This is a genomic window from Synechococcus sp. R3-13 (assembly GCF_047462195.1).
In the GTDB taxonomy this organism is placed as follows: Bacteria; Cyanobacteriota; Cyanobacteriia; order Thermostichales; family Thermostichaceae; genus Thermostichus.
In genome coordinates, this window is sequence record NZ_JANSIO010000187.1 from 1 (window position 1) to 14,506 (window position 14,506).

Below are 14,506 nucleotides of genomic sequence, written 5' to 3' on the forward strand. Positions count from 1 at the left end.
GTTCCTAAGCCTGTCGTGGGCCGTAGAACAGATGAAGTCTTTTCTTTCTAAGGAGAGCGCTCGGGAAAATCTCCACACCACTCGCCCTCAGGTGGGGCTATTCTGCCCTCTGCCCTATGGGGGATGTCAATCCCAAGCCAGGGATCCAACCGGACAAAAGCCTGCCATTGGCCTTGATGGGATCGGAAAAAACGGCGCGATCCCGTTACGTTTCTCAGGGTGTAGTCGCCTGAACCTTACCCACCTCCACTTTTCCACAGAAACCCCCGATGCCGCCCCCTGAGGGAAAGGCCCTGTGGAAAACAGCCCACCCGCCTGTGGAAAGTCTGGGGAAAACCTGTGGATTTCCGGGAAATCTGAATTTGTCCAAAAATTTTTGTGTTTGTGTCGAGCATTTCTCAGGGCCACTCAACTCCGTAGCGCAAAAACAGCTCCTTGGAGCCACGGCGGCATTCCAGCAGCTCCAACTGGGGCAGGGATCCCTGCACTTGCCAACCCTCAATGCTGGCAGGGGCATCGGCATATCCACTCAGCAGCACCGGAGCGAGGGTAACCCACAGCTCATCCAAGGCTCCTGCCTGCAGAAATGCCCCCAAAAGCCGCCCCCCGCCCAACAACCCCACCCGTTCAATGCCCAAGCTGCGCAGGCGGGCCAGCCGTGCCGGCAGATCCCAATCGGCAGCCACCCAGATATCCTCAAAGCCGGTTCGGTTCTGCCAAATTTGGGATCCCTTGGGAGTTGTCCACAGCCAACGGGTGAGGGGCTGGCGAAAAAACGGCAAATCCTCAGGAATATCCCCGCTGCCAGAGCAGATGATCGTCAGAGGCTGGGGAGAGAGGCCCTGAGCAGTTCTGCGTTGGATCAACTCGGGATCCCGAATACGCAGACTGGTGCCGTAGGCCCGCAGAGTGGCGGCCCCCATGATCAAAGCCTGTTGCTGGGCAGCTTGGGTTTCCAAGTGCCGATAGTCCTCAGGGCTGCTGAAGGAGGGCCTCTGCGCTCGGTGGGCTGCGATCTTTCCATCCAAGCTCTGGGCGAAGATGGCAACCAAGTGGGGACGATTCAAAGGCAAGATCGCTGGGAAAGGGTGGGCAAACCCTACAAATTGACCAGAATAGAGTCAGGCATCGCCGGGGGAACCGTGGCACCGGTCACCAGAGCGCCCACGCGGAATGGATATGCTAGGGACATTTCAATCCTCCACCATCCGGGTTGAAGTCGAGGCCAGTGCATCGACGATGCAGCGCTGTCTGACAGAAGTGGGGTTGCTGCAGCAGTGGATCTGGCCCCAGCAACTGCAGGGATCCCTTCCCGAAAGGCTGGAGCTGGGCAGCACCTTTGCGGCCCAATGGGGCCCCCTCTCGATCATGCACCAGGTGGAAACCCTGCTGCCGGAACGGCTGCGCCTGCTGATGTGGGGAGGAGCCGATGGCTACTGTGACTGGCTGTGGGGGAACGGCTGGGTGCAGTTGCGGGTAGAGGCCGTCTCTCTCCTGCCCTTGGGCTTGGGACAATTGCTGATGCTGCGGCGGCTGCAACAGTTTGCCCAAAGCCAAGAACAGCGCCCCTCTTAGGACTTAAAAAGCGACCTTCCGGCAAAATCCGTGGATCCTCGGCTTGACAAAATGCGTTTCGGTTGCAGAATGCTACTTCTCTAAGGATTTTCCACTATGATAGTTGTAGCAGAGCTTACTCTTCCCGTCCGAGAGGCCCAATGAATCCGCCGACCAGCCCCACCCCAACCGCCATCGAGCAGGAAAAGTTTGAGATCCGCTTGGGAGAAGCCCTCAACCGAGCAGGACTGCTCACCCCCGCCCAACTGGCTCAGGCCATGTGGGAAAAGGCCGACAACCCCTTGATGTTGGGGGAGCTGTGTATGCAGCACGGCTGGGTTGCCCCCCGAGATCTCTACCCATTGATTCCGGTCGAATTGGTGCGCATCGGCGAGATCTTGGTGCTGCATGGGTATCTGGAGCTGGAGCACATCCATCAGGCCCTGATTCAGCAGCGGCAGCACCCGGAGCGCAAGCTGGGGGAGATCTTGGTGCAGCAGGGCTGGGTACAACCCCACTGGTTGGAATGGGCCTTGGACAAGCAGCAGCGGCTGCGGCGCCAGAAAGGAGCTGCCAACAGTTGGGAGGTGATGGTGGAGCAGTGGTCCACCATTCCCGATCAGCCCCCTCTTTACGTCTCACCTCTACAGGTAGCCCAAGAGACCTACAGAGTTACCCAGCAATACAAAGCCCAGCTGGAGCGCTACCAAGAGCAAATTGCCATCTTAGAAGCGCAACTGGAGCAGCAGCGGCAGCAGCAACAGCTCCTGGTCGAACAATCGCTGCAGCAGGTTGCCGACCATCAAGCCCGCCAGCAGGAACAGCAGCAGCGCATTGCCCAATTGGAAGCCCAAATTCAACAGGAGACAGAACAACAAAAGGCTGCCCAACAGCGCATTCGGGAACTGGAGGAGCAACTCCAAGCCCAGCAAACTCAGGGATCCGCGCAACTGCAAGCCGCCCAAGCAGAGCTGGAGACCCTGCGGCGCCGCTGCCACGAGCTGACAGAATGGCAATCTCAGGCCAAACACCAGCTGCAAGAGCTGGGATCCCAACTGCAGGAGCAGCAGAAGATACAGCAGGATCAGGCACAGCAGCTCCAAGAGCAAACCCACCTGCGTCATACTCTGCAGCAAATGGAAGCCCAAGTGGCCGCCCTGAACCAGTCGCTGCAGGAGCACCAACACCAACTCCAACTGGCCCAGTCCACGAAACAGCGCTTAACTGCCGACCTAGCCCACGTTCGCCAAGAAGCTGCCGAGGCCACCCACCGCTTGCAGGTGCAGCTCCAAGAAACCCAAGCCCAACTGCGAGAAACTCAAGATCGCTTGCAGGAAGCCCAAGCCCAAGTGAGCCAGCTCCAGGCCCAACTGCAGGCGGCCCAAGCGGAAAACCGTGCTCTAGCCGCAGCGGTAGCCGAAGCCCGGCGAACTTCCCCACCTTCAGCCGCACCGACCCCAGCTCCAGAGAAAGCCCGGCCAGAGACAGAGGATCTCAAGGCCCTGACCATAGCCGACTGGGCAGCGGAACTGAGTGCCCCAGAAAGCGAATTGCCCCCGCAGCAGTATTTGGGGGAAGAGGACTTGGAAGCTCTACAGCGGGCTACCCCCTGGGTACAGCGGGTATTGACCCAATTGAGGGCGGCTGGCCTAATCGACAATGCCGGCATCGAAACCGTCATTCACGCTTGGGAAAAGGAAGGGGGCACTTTCACAGATGTGCTGGCCCACCACAGCGGCCTCAAGCCGGAGACCGTCAAATTTTTCAGCGAAGGGGGCTACTCCGTTCAACTGGCGGGGGGACGCCACGTGGCCGACTACCTCAAGGCTTCTGGATTGGTCAGTGCCACCCAAATCGAACAGATCCAGAAGCACCTGCCGCCAGGGGGATCCCTGTGTCAGGCCCTTGCCCAAGCCGGGATCCTACACCGGGCCACTGCCCTGTATTTCGAGCGCCACTTCGGTGGGCAAAAGCCCCGCCGCCCGCTGCGGGAAGAGCTTTAGAGGAACCATGCTCTATCGCTGACGCCAACGACCGACAAGGGATCCGAATACAGACACAAGCTGCCAACAAGATGCCAATTAGACTAGAAACTAGATAGAGATAGATCATCAGAAGCGACCGGTTTCTCACCCCTGAGAGACCCAAGTTACTCGGTAGTTGTGTCGATCTCTTCTGCTATGACTACGGAAGCTCCAACTCGACCTGCTCAGCAGTTCTCGCCCTCGAGAACCCAGGTTCGCCAGCCCTACCCCCACTTCAAGGTGATCGTCTTGGATGACGATTTCAATACCTTTCAGCACGTTACGGAATGTCTGCTGAAATACATCCCCGGCATGACTTTGCCCCTAGCGCGGCAACTGACCGTGCAGGTGGATGCCGAAGGGCAAGCAGTTGTTTGGGTCGGCCCTCAAGAACAGGCGGAGCTCTACCATCAGCAATTGCTGCGGGAGGGGTTGACCATGGCCCCCTTGGAGCCGGCCTGAAGCACCAGGCGTTCGTAGCTGCGCTCAACTGCTGCCAACAGCTCCGCTTGGCCCCAACCGGCGTAAAGGCTGCTGGCAATGGCCAGCCCACCCGCCCCCACCCCTTCCTTGACATAGCCCCGCTCGTAAGCCTGTAGAGGCAGATAGCGGCTATTGGCAAAGCTCAGTTGGGTGGCCAAAAGGGGAGCAACCCCCAACAACTCTGCCAAGGCCACCGTATTGCCCGAGGGATCCTCTGCCACCCAGCGGGTGGTTCCCACAACCACGTTCTCTGGGGGCCAAGGGATCCCCTGCTCTTCCCCCCAGCGCTGCATCAAGGCCAGCACCGCCAACATTTGGGTTCCCCCTGCCAGCAGCACCGCTCCCCGTTGCGCTGCGCCCATCGCCAACCCGGCCACAAAGGGCTGCATGGGATCCCCCACTGCCGCCACCACCTCAGCAGCAGAAGCTCCCCTTGGCAGACGGGCCAATCCCTGCCGGGCCAAGGCCAGCTTTTGGGCGTGGTTGCAGACCGGGTGGCTGCTGTTTACCATGCCCTCTGCTGCCCACCCCAGTCCCAACAACACCGCCAGCGCCGTGGTGGTGCCCCCTGCCACACACTCCCCAATCACACAGTAGCCTTGCTCCAGCCGGGATCCGCGGTCGTACCCTTCTTGCCAAAGGGATCCCACCTGCTCCAAAGACAGAGCCTGTCCTGTGCTCAAGCAGCGGGCCACTCCCCCAGAGCTCACCATTTCTGCCCCCGGCAAAGGTTCCGGCAAGCCACAATCGAACACTCGGCACGGGATCCCCAACTCCCTCAGGATGGCGCAGCTGATCACCACTGGGGAAGGATAGCCATCCGGAGAGGTGGGCAAGCGGTGAGAATGGCCCGCCAGCAACACTTCCCCATCGGCAAGAGCTGTGTAGCGACGCAAGGAGGGGGTAGCGCCGGCAGCCGAAATGCCCGGAACAAGAGCCGTTTCGGTAAACCCCAAGCAGGCCAGAAACAGAGGTCGGGATCCCTGCACCCGTTCGCACCACCGCCGGGCCACAGCCGGCTGAGTGTAAGCCTTAACGCAAGGAAACGGAAGCATACCGGACACCGAGGCAAACAAGCCAGAGTCTATCCTGAGCCAGAAGGGCGGGATCCCGTACTCGCAGGAGGGGTTGCCTCCTGCTGAGGCAATCGGATTCGGATAGGATGGGTATACCCAATGCAGTTTATTCAGGGCAAACGGAAGGCCATGAGCTTCTTCGACTCTGAGATCGTCCAAGAGGAAGCCAAGCAACTGTTTCAGGATTTCCAAAACCTGATGCAGCTTGGTCAACGGTACGGCCAATTCGACCGGGAAGGCAAAAAAATCTTCATCGAACAGATGGAGGAGTTGCTGGAGCGCCAGCGCATTTTCATGAAGCGGCTGGAACTCTCCGACGACTTTATGGCTCAAATGACCATCAAACAACTGCAAACTCAGCTTGGGGGGTTTGGGCTCTCCCTGACCCAAATGTTTGACCAGATGCACCAGACCCTAGAGCGCATGAAAGCTGAGGCAGACGCTGAGCGTTGACCCCCAAGAACGACCTACACGAAGGGATCATGTCTTCTTCCCGCCAGACCCGCAACCAGAAATTGATTCTGGAGGTGCTAGAGCAGCAGTCGCAGCCCCTTTCGGCGCAAGAGATCTTTCTGGAGTTGCGCAATGCCAACCACACCGTCGGTCTGGCCACGGTTTATCGAGTTTTGGATGCTCTGCGCAATGAGGGCAAGCTGCAAGCGGTCAACTTGGGAGACCAGCAGACCTACTACCAGGTTCTGCCCAGCAATGGCCACAACCGCCACCACCTGATCTGCACCGAATGTCGGCGGGTGGTGCCTTTGCCCGATTGTCCGGTGGAAGATTTGGAGGCACAGCTTTCCAGCCGATACCAATTTGCGATCGAGTACCATGTGCTTGACTTCTACGGCGTCTGTGCCCAGTGCCGTAGAGGGGTTGGGCCAAGCCCGGACTCACAGCGTTCCTCTTTTCTCAAAGCTAAGCCCAAATGATGAGCTATCTCTGGACGGTGTTGATCGGGCTGGCCGGCGCCCTGATCGGGGTCAAGCTGAGGCTTCCGGCGGGAGCACTGGTGGGCTCCATGGTGGCGGTGGGTTTGGTGAATGTCTGGGGGGCGATCCCGATTCCCGCTCCCCCAGCCGGGATTCGCTTTGCCATGCAGGTGGTATTGGGCATCCTCTTGGGTACCAAGCTCACTGCCGATACGCTTTTGGCCCTAAAAGATCTGTGGCGACCAGCCCTGCTCTGTACAGTGATTGCGGTGGGCACGGGGGTCTTGTCGGGGTACCTGATCTCCCGTTGGCTGGGGATCGAGCGCTTGACTGCCATCTTGGGCACAGCTCCAGGAGGCATTTCCGACATGAGCCTGATAGCCCTGGACATGGGAGCCCAAACCAGCACAGTGGTGGTCATGCACTTGGCACGCCTGATCAGTGTCGTCGTGGTCGTCCCCTGGGTGGTGCGACTGCTCGTTCAGCCGGGCACGAGTTAGCTAGACCGCCGGGAAGCCCCGCCCTCTGTGCATCAGCATGAGTGCCGGAGTATGTCACGAAAGTCCTCGGAGCAGAGATGGTGGGTGGGTTAGACTAAGGGCGATACAGAACTTAACAACTGAACCGCTGCCTTGGAACTTTCCCCTTCTCCCCTCACCTGCCATGCCGACGCTGCCGGATCCCCTTGGAGCGCTGCTCTCCGTTCTGCAGATGGCTCTTTGGGCAATGTCTCCTCTGGCCAAGGCGATTGGTGGCCTCTACAGCTGCATTGGCAGGGGGAGCCAGACCCGGTACAGCCTGAGCTGGTGCAGGTGGATCCCGTGCTGCGCTTGCTGCTTTTGGGGGATGGCTTTACCACCCGTAATCTTGCTGCCTTGATCCAAGAGCCGATTCAGGCTCATCTGCTGGACACGGGCCGGGTTGATTTACAGGCAGAGCAGGGCACTGCCCCCAAGTCCATGCAACAGCTGGCCAGAGATTTGGGGCGGCTGGGATCCCCTTTGATGCGGCGGCGGGTTTGGCTGTGCGGAGTAACCTCTCAACAGCCCTTGCTCTATGCCACCTCTTGGTGGAACTCCGAACATCTGGTTCAATACTTGCCCCATCCCGATCGGCCCATTGGCCAAAATCTGATCCAAGAAAAACTGGAGACCTTTCGCGAGCTGCGCGGCCTTTACCACGGCGAGGCAGACCCGGTTGCCCGGCTGCTGCAGTGTCCCGGTCCCTTCTGGGCTAGGCATTATCTTTTGTTGCACAGGGGCCAGCCTTTGACCGTCATCTACGAGGTGTTTTCTCCACGGCTGGCCGCAAGGGCCCTGTCCCGCTAGCGCGACGGAGACCTCCAACGGCGCACGGCTGCGGTGATGGCGGCTGCCACCTGCGGATCCAATTGGGCGCTGGCGGAGATGCGCTGATAGTCCTCTGGGGTCAGTTGATGGGCGACGATGATCTCGGCAGCAGCAGCCTCAAACTGTTGTTCGATTTGCCGACGTTCCTCGCTGCTGTTGGCCTGTTGGAGGCGATTTTGGGTGCTCTCCAGAAGAGGTTGCACCGCCAGGAGGGTGCGGGCAAAGCGGTCAATCTGCTCAGAAGAAGGTGGAGAGGTGGCTTCAGAAAGACTAGCCGGGGCCGAGGTCATCGTCTCTGAAGAGGTTGCGGGCAGATCCCCATCCCATCCGGAGTCTGGCCTGGGCGAGGGAGAGGGATCCGAGTTGGCAGGAGCCTGGAGGGCCACTCTGCCGGCTGCGTCCAAGTCTTGGGCCGGGTTGAGGGCATTCCAAAGGGCCAAGCCCGCCAAACACAGAGCAGCCCCTATCAGTCCAGCACTCAAGAGGGCGAGCCAACTGACAGAGGTCGCAGTCGGCTCAAGCACCACCTGCACCGGCGCATGAGGAGGCAAGGGTTTGGACATGAGGCTGAGATCGTAAGCCCGACGCTGCTGGCTATCGCTGAGAACTCGGTAGGCGTGTTGTAGCTGGAGGAACTCCCGCTGGGCCAACTGCCGCAACCCTGCGGGGATATCGGCAGGCAACCGATCCGGGTGCAGTTCGCGTGCCCGCTGGCGGTAGGCAGCTTTGATCTCCTCCAGGCTGGCTTGGGGAGAAAGCCCCAGCTGTTGGTAGTAGGTGGGGGAAGCAGGCAGAGTAGGCATGGGAGCAGTTGGTTGCAGAACAGAGGGAGAACCGGCTGCCTTCGAAGGCCAGCCACCTTACCCCAACAGGGATCCCTCCTTTCGGACCAGCATATCCTGCCCGGTTCAGCGAGGCTGCTGGCCCAAGAGCTAAGACACGTAAACCCCTGTTAGAGGCGCGCTCAGGGCTTCTTCCAACTCTGCCAGGCCAAGACGACGCTCCAGGATATCCATCACCTCGCGGCCAAAATCATGGGGATTGCGATCCCAGGCTTCCAGACACACTTCCCCAAAAAAGGATCCCAGGGGTTCTGGGTTCCAGAGCAGTTTGCGCGCCGTCCAAGGAGTCATGTGCATGGGGTTAAAGCGGTCGTCGATAACACCGATTTTGCGAGCAAAATCTTCTAGATGAGTGTGGGGTTGCAGGCCGATGAAGAAGATGGCCGGCTCAACTTTGTCGCGACCAAAGATGGCTTCCAGCTCGCGATGGTACCGTACTGTTTGCCGAATGGTTTCCGGTCGCTCGTCGATAACATTAAAGGAGTAATTGACCGAAACCAGGTCGTTAAATCCTGCCTGTTTGAGGTAGCGGCAACTCTCCAGTACCGTGCGCAGGTTATAGCCCATGCGCATTTTGCGCACCAGCTCCTGGGATCCGCTGGTGATGCCGATCTCGAAGTAGCTCATGCCAGTTTTCACCATGAGCTCGGCCAGCTTTGGGGTGAGGTTGTCGGCCCGAATATAGGCAGCCCAACGAATATCGGTCATGCCGGCATCAAGGATTTTCTGCAGCAATTCCTCCGCATCCTCAATGTAGCGGCGGGCAGGGATAAACTGGGCGTCAGTAAACCAAAAGTTTCGCACTCCTCGCTCGTACAACTGCATCATTTCTCGGATCACCTCATCCACAGGGTTGAGGCGCACCTGCTTGCCTTCGATGACGGTGTAGATGCAGTAGCAGCAGTTGTGGGGGCAGCCGCGCTTGGTTTGTACCCCAATGTAAAAGTCGCCCCCTTCTAAGTAGTAGTCAATTTCCGGCCAAATGGCGGTGATGTAGGTGTAATCACAGGCGGTTTTTTGCAGAGGTTGAGGCGGCTCGTGGATCAAACCTGGGCGAGGTTGCTCCAGCTTGGCCCGATAGCAGCGCTCTGCAGCAAGGCTTTGCCCTTGGATGACTTTTTCCAGCAGCGTTTCTCCTTCCCCCACCGAGATGATGGTGCCTTGGGGCAGGTAGCGGCCCAATTGTTCGTAGAAGACGCTGACTGCCCCACCCCCCAACACCGCTTCAGCGTGAGGTTTGTAGCGCCTGGCTCTGCGGATCCCCTGCCAGACCAGCCGTGTGTTGCGCCAAATCTCGCCATAGTAGGCCAGCACCAGCCTGAGGCTATTCAGGGATCCCCGCAATTTTTTCAGGGGGTTGCGGGCGTAGAAAAACTCAAAAGAGTGTTGCAGTAGATTGCCGGCCCGCCCGTTCACCGGCGCATAGACTTGAATATCCCGCCAAGAGAAAACCAGCAAATCCGGCTGAAACTGATCGATTTGCTCCAGCATGCGGCGGCGAAAATCCAAGGGCGGGAAGGTGCCCATATCGAAGATGCGCTGCTCAACTTGGGGGAACAGCTTGTGGACATGATCGGCCAAATAAACCACCCCAATGGGAAAAATGGGGTTGCAGGGCAGCCGCACATAGAGGATTTTTTGAATCTTCAGGTTCGAGGCCATATAACCTGAGAGCTTACTTTACATCTCTTCACTCACTCTAGTCGGTTTTTGAGGGGCGCGGCGGCAGGGATCCAAAAGGGACAAGGATAAGCTAAAGCTGAAACAACCAGCAGGGTCAGACCTGAGGAGGGGATATGGCTCCAGAGCGCCCAATTTGGCGCCAGCGCTATCGGCCAGAGCGGCGATTGAGCAAGCGCAGCGGCAGACACACCTATCTGGCCCAGGATTTGCTCACCTCGGAACAGGTGGTGATCAAGCTGCTGCTCTTTGGGCCAGACTTTGATTGGGCCGACCTGAAACTGTTTGAGCGGGAAGCCCAGATCCTACAAACCCTCTCCCATCCGGCCATTCCCCAATACCGTGACCACTTCGAGATCAGCCTCAAGGGAGGACGGGGCCTGGCCCTGGTGCAAACCTACATCGACGCCCCCTCGCTGCAGGAGTGGATGGAGCAAGGGCGGCGCTTTGCCGAGCCGGAGGTGCGGGAGCTGGCGCAAAAGCTGCTGCGCATTCTCGTCTACCTGCACGAACTCCATCCCCCCGTCATTCACCGGGATCTCAAGCCCAGCAACATTCTCTTGGGATCCGACCAGCAGGTGTATCTGGTGGACTTTGGTTCGGTTCAGGCGGCTGCCCCCCGGGAGCAAGGATCCTACACCGTGGTGGGGAGCTACGGCTACATGCCCCTAGAGCAATTTGGCGGCAGAACCGTGCCCGCTTCCGACCTCTACAGCCTGGGTGCCACCCTAATCCACCTGCTCACCGGCCAACACCCGGCGGATCTGCCCCAGGAGGGAGCCCGGATTGTGTTCGAGCAAGTGGTGCACCTGAGCCCGCCCTTTCGCGACTGGCTGCGGTGGATGACGGAACCTGTGGTGGCGGATCGCCCTGCTTCCGCCCGGCAGGCCCTGGAGGCGCTGGAGCATTTGGATCGTCGTCCCGCCTTGATTCCCTCAGACGCAGCAGCAGTCCCTACTCGCCAGCCAGCAGGCAGCCGGATTCAACTGCACAAGTCCGAACAGACCTTTCAGGTGGTGATCCCGGCCCGGCAAATCGGTGTTTTGGTGTTGCTGCCTTTCGCCATCGCTTGGAACTCCTTCATCACCTTTTTCACGATCACGTCGGTTGTGCTTGCGCCTTTTCCGGCCAATCTGGTGTTTGGCCTATTCATGCTGCCCTTCTGGACGGTGGGGTTGGGGATGGTGGGCGTGATCCTCTACGGTCTATTCGGCAAAGTCCACCTACGGATCGACACAAAATACATTCGCCTGGCTCACGAGGTGTTTGGCCTGAGGTTTGGCAATGTTCCCCCCAGTCGGCGATGGGATATTGACCGGCTAGAGCTGATCCCACGCCAAAGCCCACAGTTGAACATCTGGGCGGGCAACCGCAAATACGAGTTGGGAGCGGGGATCCCTTTGCAGGAGCCAGAGCTGGAGTGGTTGGCCTCGGAACTAAGCCGTTGGCTGAAGATCCCAGTTGAACGGCAAAAGGTGTAGTTGTCAATCCAAATAGGCACTCAACTCCTGCTCCAGTGTGGGCAGTTGCACCTCTCCCTGCTCCAGCTCTTCCAAGTCTTCCAGTTGTTTGCGCAGGCGGGCAATCCGCTCTTGCAGGCACTCCTTGATGCCTTTGGCCCCCAAACTGAGACAACTGCGGCAGACTTCCCCGTAGATTTGCCCGCGGTCGTTGTAGACCACCGCCAGCAACACTTGGTGCCCTTTTTTCTGGATGGGGTTGGCCCATCCCCCGCAGATAATGCAGGGCACTCGGCCATTGCCCGCGTAAATGCTGCGTTCCCAAACAATTCTCACGCTCAGCCTCGATGCGACTTGTTGCCCACCAGCATAAAAACCCACGGGGATCCCTTGCCACCCCAAGATCCTTAAGATCCTCAATGGATCGCCGGCTCCCTTTTTTCTTCCTGAGAGAGGTTGGGGGTGAGAGCTAAAAAGGGATCCCAGTGGCTAGGTGCTGGGCCGGGCAGGTTGGGAGCGGTCGATGGTGCGATAGGTGAGGCTGGCAGCCACCTCTAGAGCTTTGGCGGCGTCGCGGAAATAAAACCCCAACTCCTCATCCTTCTCCGTGCGGTTGGGCTTATTGAACTTGGCCTTGAACTGCACGTTGCAATACATGGCCAACCCCACCAGAACCTCTGACAGTCCGTGCTGGTTGATCAGCCGCTCCACGTCCGTAAGCAGGCTTTTGATCAAGGCATCGGCTACCGGTTCTGGCAAACTGTCCAGGTCGTGCATGGGGGCTCCTCAACCAACGAGAGCAAACAAGCCAACGGGTCTGGGATCCCGAAGGCAACCTCTCCTGATTTTCCTGCATCTTTTCCAGAATGCCCAATGCCCTTGCCAACGCTACCACCACTGCCGCAGCCAGCCCCACAGGCCCGGATACCGAATGGAGCGCTCCTGGGCCGCTTGTTCCAGATGATGGGCGTGGTCTTGGCTGCCGGGATCCCGCAGACGATTTAGGCGAATCAAATAGGCGTAGCGGCGGATTTGTTCTCGCAACTGCTCTGGGGGAAGGGCAAAGCACGCTGGGCAAAGGGGGCCGAGATCCAACCCCTTATCGTTGAATAGGTGACGAACTCGCTTCCCGCCCGCAAAACGCTTTCCGCAGGCGGCACAGTAGCAAGTTGAGGGCTGGCTGGCAAGCCGCTGCCATCGAATTCGCATCGTCTTCTGTCTAGCCGGCTGCTGTGAAGGGATCCCTTGTAACCGTCATTCGTAGACCCAATATAATTCTTTTGGGCAGTTCTTCTGGTAACCAGAACCCCGGTCAAGGGGGCTTGCAGATCGAAAACCATGCCGCAACTTTACGACTGTGTCATCGTCGGGGCTGGCCCCGCCGGCGGATCTGCTGCCTACCATCTGGCCAAGCGGGGACGCTCAGTGCTGGTTCTGGAAAAGGATCCCTTGCCCCGCTACAAACCCTGTGGGGGCGGCGTTTCTCCTATGGTGGCGGCTTGGTTTGACTTCGACTTTGGCCCCGCCATTTCCCTCAAGATCCGGCAAATCCGCTACACCTGGCGCGGCGGCGATCCGGTGGTGGTCGATTTGGATCTGAAAGAGCCCGTTTGGATGGTGCGGCGGGATGTTTTCGACCACTACCTGATTCAGCAAGCGCAAAAGCAAGGGGCAGCGCTCCAGGCAGAATGCCCTGTCTCTGGCCTCGAGTGGCAAAGCGACCGCTGGCAAGTGATGACAACCGCCGGCCCAGTCTGGGGTCGGTACGTGATTGGGGCCGATGGGGCAAAAGGCTCAATGGCCAAGTGGCTGGGCTTTCAGGAACGCCGTCGTCGCCTGGCTGCCGCCTTGGAAGCAGAAGTGCCCCTCTCGCAGCCGCAAACTGCAGCCGCCCATTTTGACTTCGGCGCCGTCAGCAATGGCTACATTTGGAACTTCCCCAAGGCTGATGGCTACTCGATTGGAGCGGGCACCTTTCGGGGTGGAGAAAAACAAAACCTGCGGGAAATTGCCGCCCAATATGCCCAAAGCTTTGGCGTAGACTTGAAGTCGGTCAAGCCGTTTGGCCATCCCATCTGCCTCTGGGACGAAGATCAACCGCTTCACACCCAAAATGCCCTCTTGGTGGGAGATGCCGCCTGCGTTATCGATCCGTTTACCGCTGAAGGGATCCGCCCTTCCCTTCTCACCGGCATGTTGGCGGCCCAGGCCATCGATCAAGCCCTGGGTGGGGATACAGAAGCTCTGGAGAACTACTCCGCCCGCGTCCAGCAGGAATGGGGCTCCGAGATGCGTTGGGCCAAGCGGATTGCGGCGTTGTTCTATCGCTTTCCGGGCGTGGGCTACAGGGTGGGCGTCAAACGACCGGGAGCCACTCGGCGCATGGGCCAGATCTTGGCCGGTGAACTGCGCTACAGCGATGTGGCCAGCTCAGCTATTCGCAAGTTAAGCGGTGGTCTGCTCGCCTAAGCCCGGCACCGACAGACGCGGGCGAGATCCAGGATCGTCGAAGCGCTTGCCGATCAACAGGCAGTTGCGACCATCCGCTTGGCGGCTGTAGCTGAGGTGAGTAGAGAGAGCTTTCATCAGCAAAATACCCCGTCCCCCCTCGGACTCAAGATTGGCGTTGGGCGATGTGGGATCCGACACGTTCCGAGCAAATCCCTCCAGATCAAACTCCTGCCCCTGATCCCAGATGCGCAACTCCAGCCCTTGCGGCATCAGCAGCAGCTCAATGTCGATGGGCGTACTTTCCGGCAGAGCGCGGTGGGCGTGGCGAACGGCGTTGGTAAACCCCTCTGCCAAGGCCAACTGACATTCCGCCCAAATGGGATCCGGGATGCCCGCATTTCGGAAAGACTCAAACCAGGTCAAAACCTGGTCAAGCGCGTCCAGGGTTGTGTCAACCCTCAGCGCAAACGTTTGCCTCTTGTCCAGAGGGATCCCTGCCGCGTTCAAAACCGAACCCCAACGATAAGGATTTAACCTGCACCCATCAATCCTGGCCGGATTGACCCTACCAGATTCTAGACCAGAGCCCTGCTGGGACGTGTCATCCCCCATTTGGGGGGGTAGCTAGGTCGTGTTGATCTTATGTTAGGATAGA

The 14,506-nt window shown here is 59.0% G+C and carries 18 protein-coding genes; 10 read left to right on the forward strand and 8 right to left on the reverse strand.

The features are described from left to right. A partial coding sequence (locus NW856_RS05575; protein ID WP_414399462.1) for a hypothetical protein occupies positions 1-283 on the forward strand: 283 nt, incomplete at its 5' end. A gap of 115 nt (positions 284-398) precedes the next feature. Here the strand turns inward: NW856_RS05575 and NW856_RS05580 are convergent. Beyond that, positions 399-1,067, reverse strand: coding sequence for a RibD family protein (locus NW856_RS05580; RefSeq protein WP_414399463.1), 669 nt, complete (start codon positions 1,065-1,067; stop codon positions 399-401). A 112-nt stretch (positions 1,068-1,179) separates the two neighbouring features. On the opposite strand from NW856_RS05580, the gene NW856_RS05585 reads away from it, so the two are divergent. The 3 genes from NW856_RS05585 to clpS all read left to right on the forward strand — a co-directional run bounded on the left by NW856_RS05585 (position 1,180) and on the right by clpS (position 4,040). Then, positions 1,180-1,575 carry a hypothetical protein gene (locus NW856_RS05585; RefSeq protein WP_011434124.1) on the forward strand — a complete coding sequence of 132 codons (396 nt, stop codon included), beginning with the start codon at positions 1,180-1,182 and terminating at the stop codon, positions 1,573-1,575. A 140-nt stretch (positions 1,576-1,715) separates the two neighbouring features. Continuing rightward, entirely contained in the window at positions 1,716-3,557 is a 1,842-nt protein-coding gene (locus NW856_RS05590; RefSeq protein ID WP_414399464.1) for a hypothetical protein, read from the forward strand. Positions 3,558-3,734: 177 nt separating this feature from the next. Further along, the gene (gene clpS, locus NW856_RS05595) at positions 3,735-4,040 is read left to right on the forward strand and encodes an ATP-dependent Clp protease adapter ClpS (RefSeq protein WP_011434126.1); all 306 of its coding nucleotides are present in this window, start codon (positions 3,735-3,737) and stop codon (positions 4,038-4,040) included. Here clpS and cobT read toward each other — a convergent pair. After that, positions 3,989-5,116 (reverse strand): nicotinate mononucleotide-dependent phosphoribosyltransferase CobT, encoded by a 1,128-nt coding sequence (cobT, locus tag NW856_RS05600; protein WP_041436788.1) that lies wholly within the window; start codon positions 5,114-5,116, stop codon positions 3,989-3,991. The genes clpS and cobT overlap by 52 nt on opposite strands. A 150-nt stretch (positions 5,117-5,266) precedes the next feature. Between cobT and NW856_RS05605 the strand changes: the two genes are divergently transcribed. From NW856_RS05605 to NW856_RS05620, 4 genes are all read left to right on the forward strand, one after another. Beyond that, on the forward strand, positions 5,267-5,590 hold the full coding sequence (locus tag NW856_RS05605; RefSeq protein WP_011434128.1) for a DUF1825 family protein: 324 nt from the start codon (positions 5,267-5,269) through the stop codon (positions 5,588-5,590). A 29-nt stretch (positions 5,591-5,619) separates the two neighbouring features. Beyond that, positions 5,620-6,069 (forward strand): Fur family transcriptional regulator, encoded by a 450-nt coding sequence (locus NW856_RS05610; protein WP_414343835.1) that lies wholly within the window; start codon positions 5,620-5,622, stop codon positions 6,067-6,069. After that, positions 6,066-6,569: an AbrB family transcriptional regulator gene (locus NW856_RS05615; RefSeq protein ID WP_414330730.1), complete on the forward strand. Its 504-nt coding sequence runs from the start codon at positions 6,066-6,068 to the stop codon at positions 6,567-6,569. Before NW856_RS05610 ends, NW856_RS05615 begins: the two co-directional genes overlap by 4 nt. 132 nt (positions 6,570-6,701) lie before the next feature. Next, the gene (locus NW856_RS05620; RefSeq protein ID WP_414330733.1) at positions 6,702-7,397 is read left to right on the forward strand and encodes a chorismate pyruvate-lyase family protein; all 696 of its coding nucleotides are present in this window, start codon (positions 6,702-6,704) and stop codon (positions 7,395-7,397) included. On the opposite strand, the gene NW856_RS05625 is transcribed toward NW856_RS05620, so the two are convergent. Together NW856_RS05625 and NW856_RS05630 are read right to left on the reverse strand one after the other, a co-directional pair. Beyond that, positions 7,394-8,221: a DnaJ domain-containing protein gene (locus NW856_RS05625; RefSeq protein ID WP_414399465.1), complete on the reverse strand. Its 828-nt coding sequence runs from the start codon at positions 8,219-8,221 to the stop codon at positions 7,394-7,396. The two genes, NW856_RS05620 and NW856_RS05625, sit on opposite strands and share 4 nt — an antisense overlap. 129 nt (positions 8,222-8,350) lie before the next feature. Then, positions 8,351-9,922 carry a photosystem II high light acclimation radical SAM protein gene (locus NW856_RS05630; protein ID WP_414330735.1) on the reverse strand — a complete coding sequence of 524 codons (1,572 nt, stop codon included), beginning with the start codon at positions 9,920-9,922 and terminating at the stop codon, positions 8,351-8,353. Positions 9,923-10,056: 134 nt separating this feature from the next. Between NW856_RS05630 and NW856_RS05635 the strand changes: the two genes are divergently transcribed. Next, positions 10,057-11,421 (forward strand): serine/threonine protein kinase, encoded by a 1,365-nt coding sequence (locus tag NW856_RS05635; RefSeq protein ID WP_414399466.1) that lies wholly within the window; start codon positions 10,057-10,059, stop codon positions 11,419-11,421. A gap of 3 nt (positions 11,422-11,424) precedes the next feature. Here the strand turns inward: NW856_RS05635 and NW856_RS05640 are convergent, their stop codons facing one another. The 3 genes from NW856_RS05640 to NW856_RS05650 all read right to left on the reverse strand — a co-directional run bounded on the left by NW856_RS05640 (position 11,425) and on the right by NW856_RS05650 (position 12,609). After that, positions 11,425-11,736 carry a hypothetical protein gene (locus NW856_RS05640; RefSeq protein ID WP_414399467.1) on the reverse strand — a complete coding sequence of 104 codons (312 nt, stop codon included), beginning with the start codon at positions 11,734-11,736 and terminating at the stop codon, positions 11,425-11,427. A gap of 153 nt (positions 11,737-11,889) precedes the next feature. Further along, positions 11,890-12,177 (reverse strand): hypothetical protein, encoded by a 288-nt coding sequence (locus NW856_RS05645; protein WP_414384205.1) that lies wholly within the window; start codon positions 12,175-12,177, stop codon positions 11,890-11,892. 111 nt (positions 12,178-12,288) lie between these two features. Further along, entirely contained in the window at positions 12,289-12,609 is a 321-nt protein-coding gene (locus NW856_RS05650) for a hypothetical protein (RefSeq protein WP_414399468.1), read from the reverse strand. A gap of 129 nt (positions 12,610-12,738) precedes the next feature. Here NW856_RS05650 and NW856_RS05655 point away from each other — a divergent pair, with 129 nt between their 5' ends. After that, entirely contained in the window at positions 12,739-13,869 is a 1,131-nt protein-coding gene (locus tag NW856_RS05655) for a geranylgeranyl reductase family protein (protein WP_414399469.1), read from the forward strand. Here NW856_RS05655 and NW856_RS05660 read toward each other — a convergent pair. Next, positions 13,846-14,358, reverse strand: coding sequence for an ATP-binding protein (locus NW856_RS05660; protein WP_414399470.1), 513 nt, complete (start codon positions 14,356-14,358; stop codon positions 13,846-13,848). The genes NW856_RS05655 and NW856_RS05660 overlap by 24 nt on opposite strands. Between the last annotated feature and the right edge of the window lie 148 nt (positions 14,359-14,506).

Excerpts from the sequence above, each read along its gene's own strand:
- NW856_RS05585 (WP_011434124.1), top strand. The coding sequence starts at position 1,180 with ATGCTAGGGACATTTCAATCCTCCACCATCCGGGTTGAAGTCGAGGCC.
- NW856_RS05590 (WP_414399464.1), top strand. The coding sequence starts at position 1,716 with ATGAATCCGCCGACCAGCCCCACCCCAACCGCCATCGAGCAGGAAAAG.
- clpS (WP_011434126.1), top strand. The coding sequence starts at position 3,735 with ATGACTACGGAAGCTCCAACTCGACCTGCTCAGCAGTTCTCGCCCTCG.
- cobT (WP_041436788.1), bottom strand. The coding sequence starts at position 5,116 with ATGCTTCCGTTTCCTTGCGTTAAGGCTTACACTCAGCCGGCTGTGGCC.
- NW856_RS05605 (WP_011434128.1), top strand. The coding sequence starts at position 5,267 with ATGAGCTTCTTCGACTCTGAGATCGTCCAAGAGGAAGCCAAGCAACTG.
- NW856_RS05610 (WP_414343835.1), top strand. The coding sequence starts at position 5,620 with ATGTCTTCTTCCCGCCAGACCCGCAACCAGAAATTGATTCTGGAGGTG.
- NW856_RS05615 (WP_414330730.1), top strand. The coding sequence starts at position 6,066 with ATGATGAGCTATCTCTGGACGGTGTTGATCGGGCTGGCCGGCGCCCTG.
- NW856_RS05625 (WP_414399465.1), bottom strand. The coding sequence starts at position 8,221 with ATGCCTACTCTGCCTGCTTCCCCCACCTACTACCAACAGCTGGGGCTT.
- NW856_RS05630 (WP_414330735.1), bottom strand. The coding sequence starts at position 9,922 with ATGGCCTCGAACCTGAAGATTCAAAAAATCCTCTATGTGCGGCTGCCC.
- NW856_RS05635 (WP_414399466.1), top strand. The coding sequence starts at position 10,057 with ATGGCTCCAGAGCGCCCAATTTGGCGCCAGCGCTATCGGCCAGAGCGG.
- NW856_RS05645 (WP_414384205.1), bottom strand. The coding sequence starts at position 12,177 with ATGCACGACCTGGACAGTTTGCCAGAACCGGTAGCCGATGCCTTGATC.
- NW856_RS05650 (WP_414399468.1), bottom strand. The coding sequence starts at position 12,609 with ATGCGAATTCGATGGCAGCGGCTTGCCAGCCAGCCCTCAACTTGCTAC.
- NW856_RS05655 (WP_414399469.1), top strand. The coding sequence starts at position 12,739 with ATGCCGCAACTTTACGACTGTGTCATCGTCGGGGCTGGCCCCGCCGGC.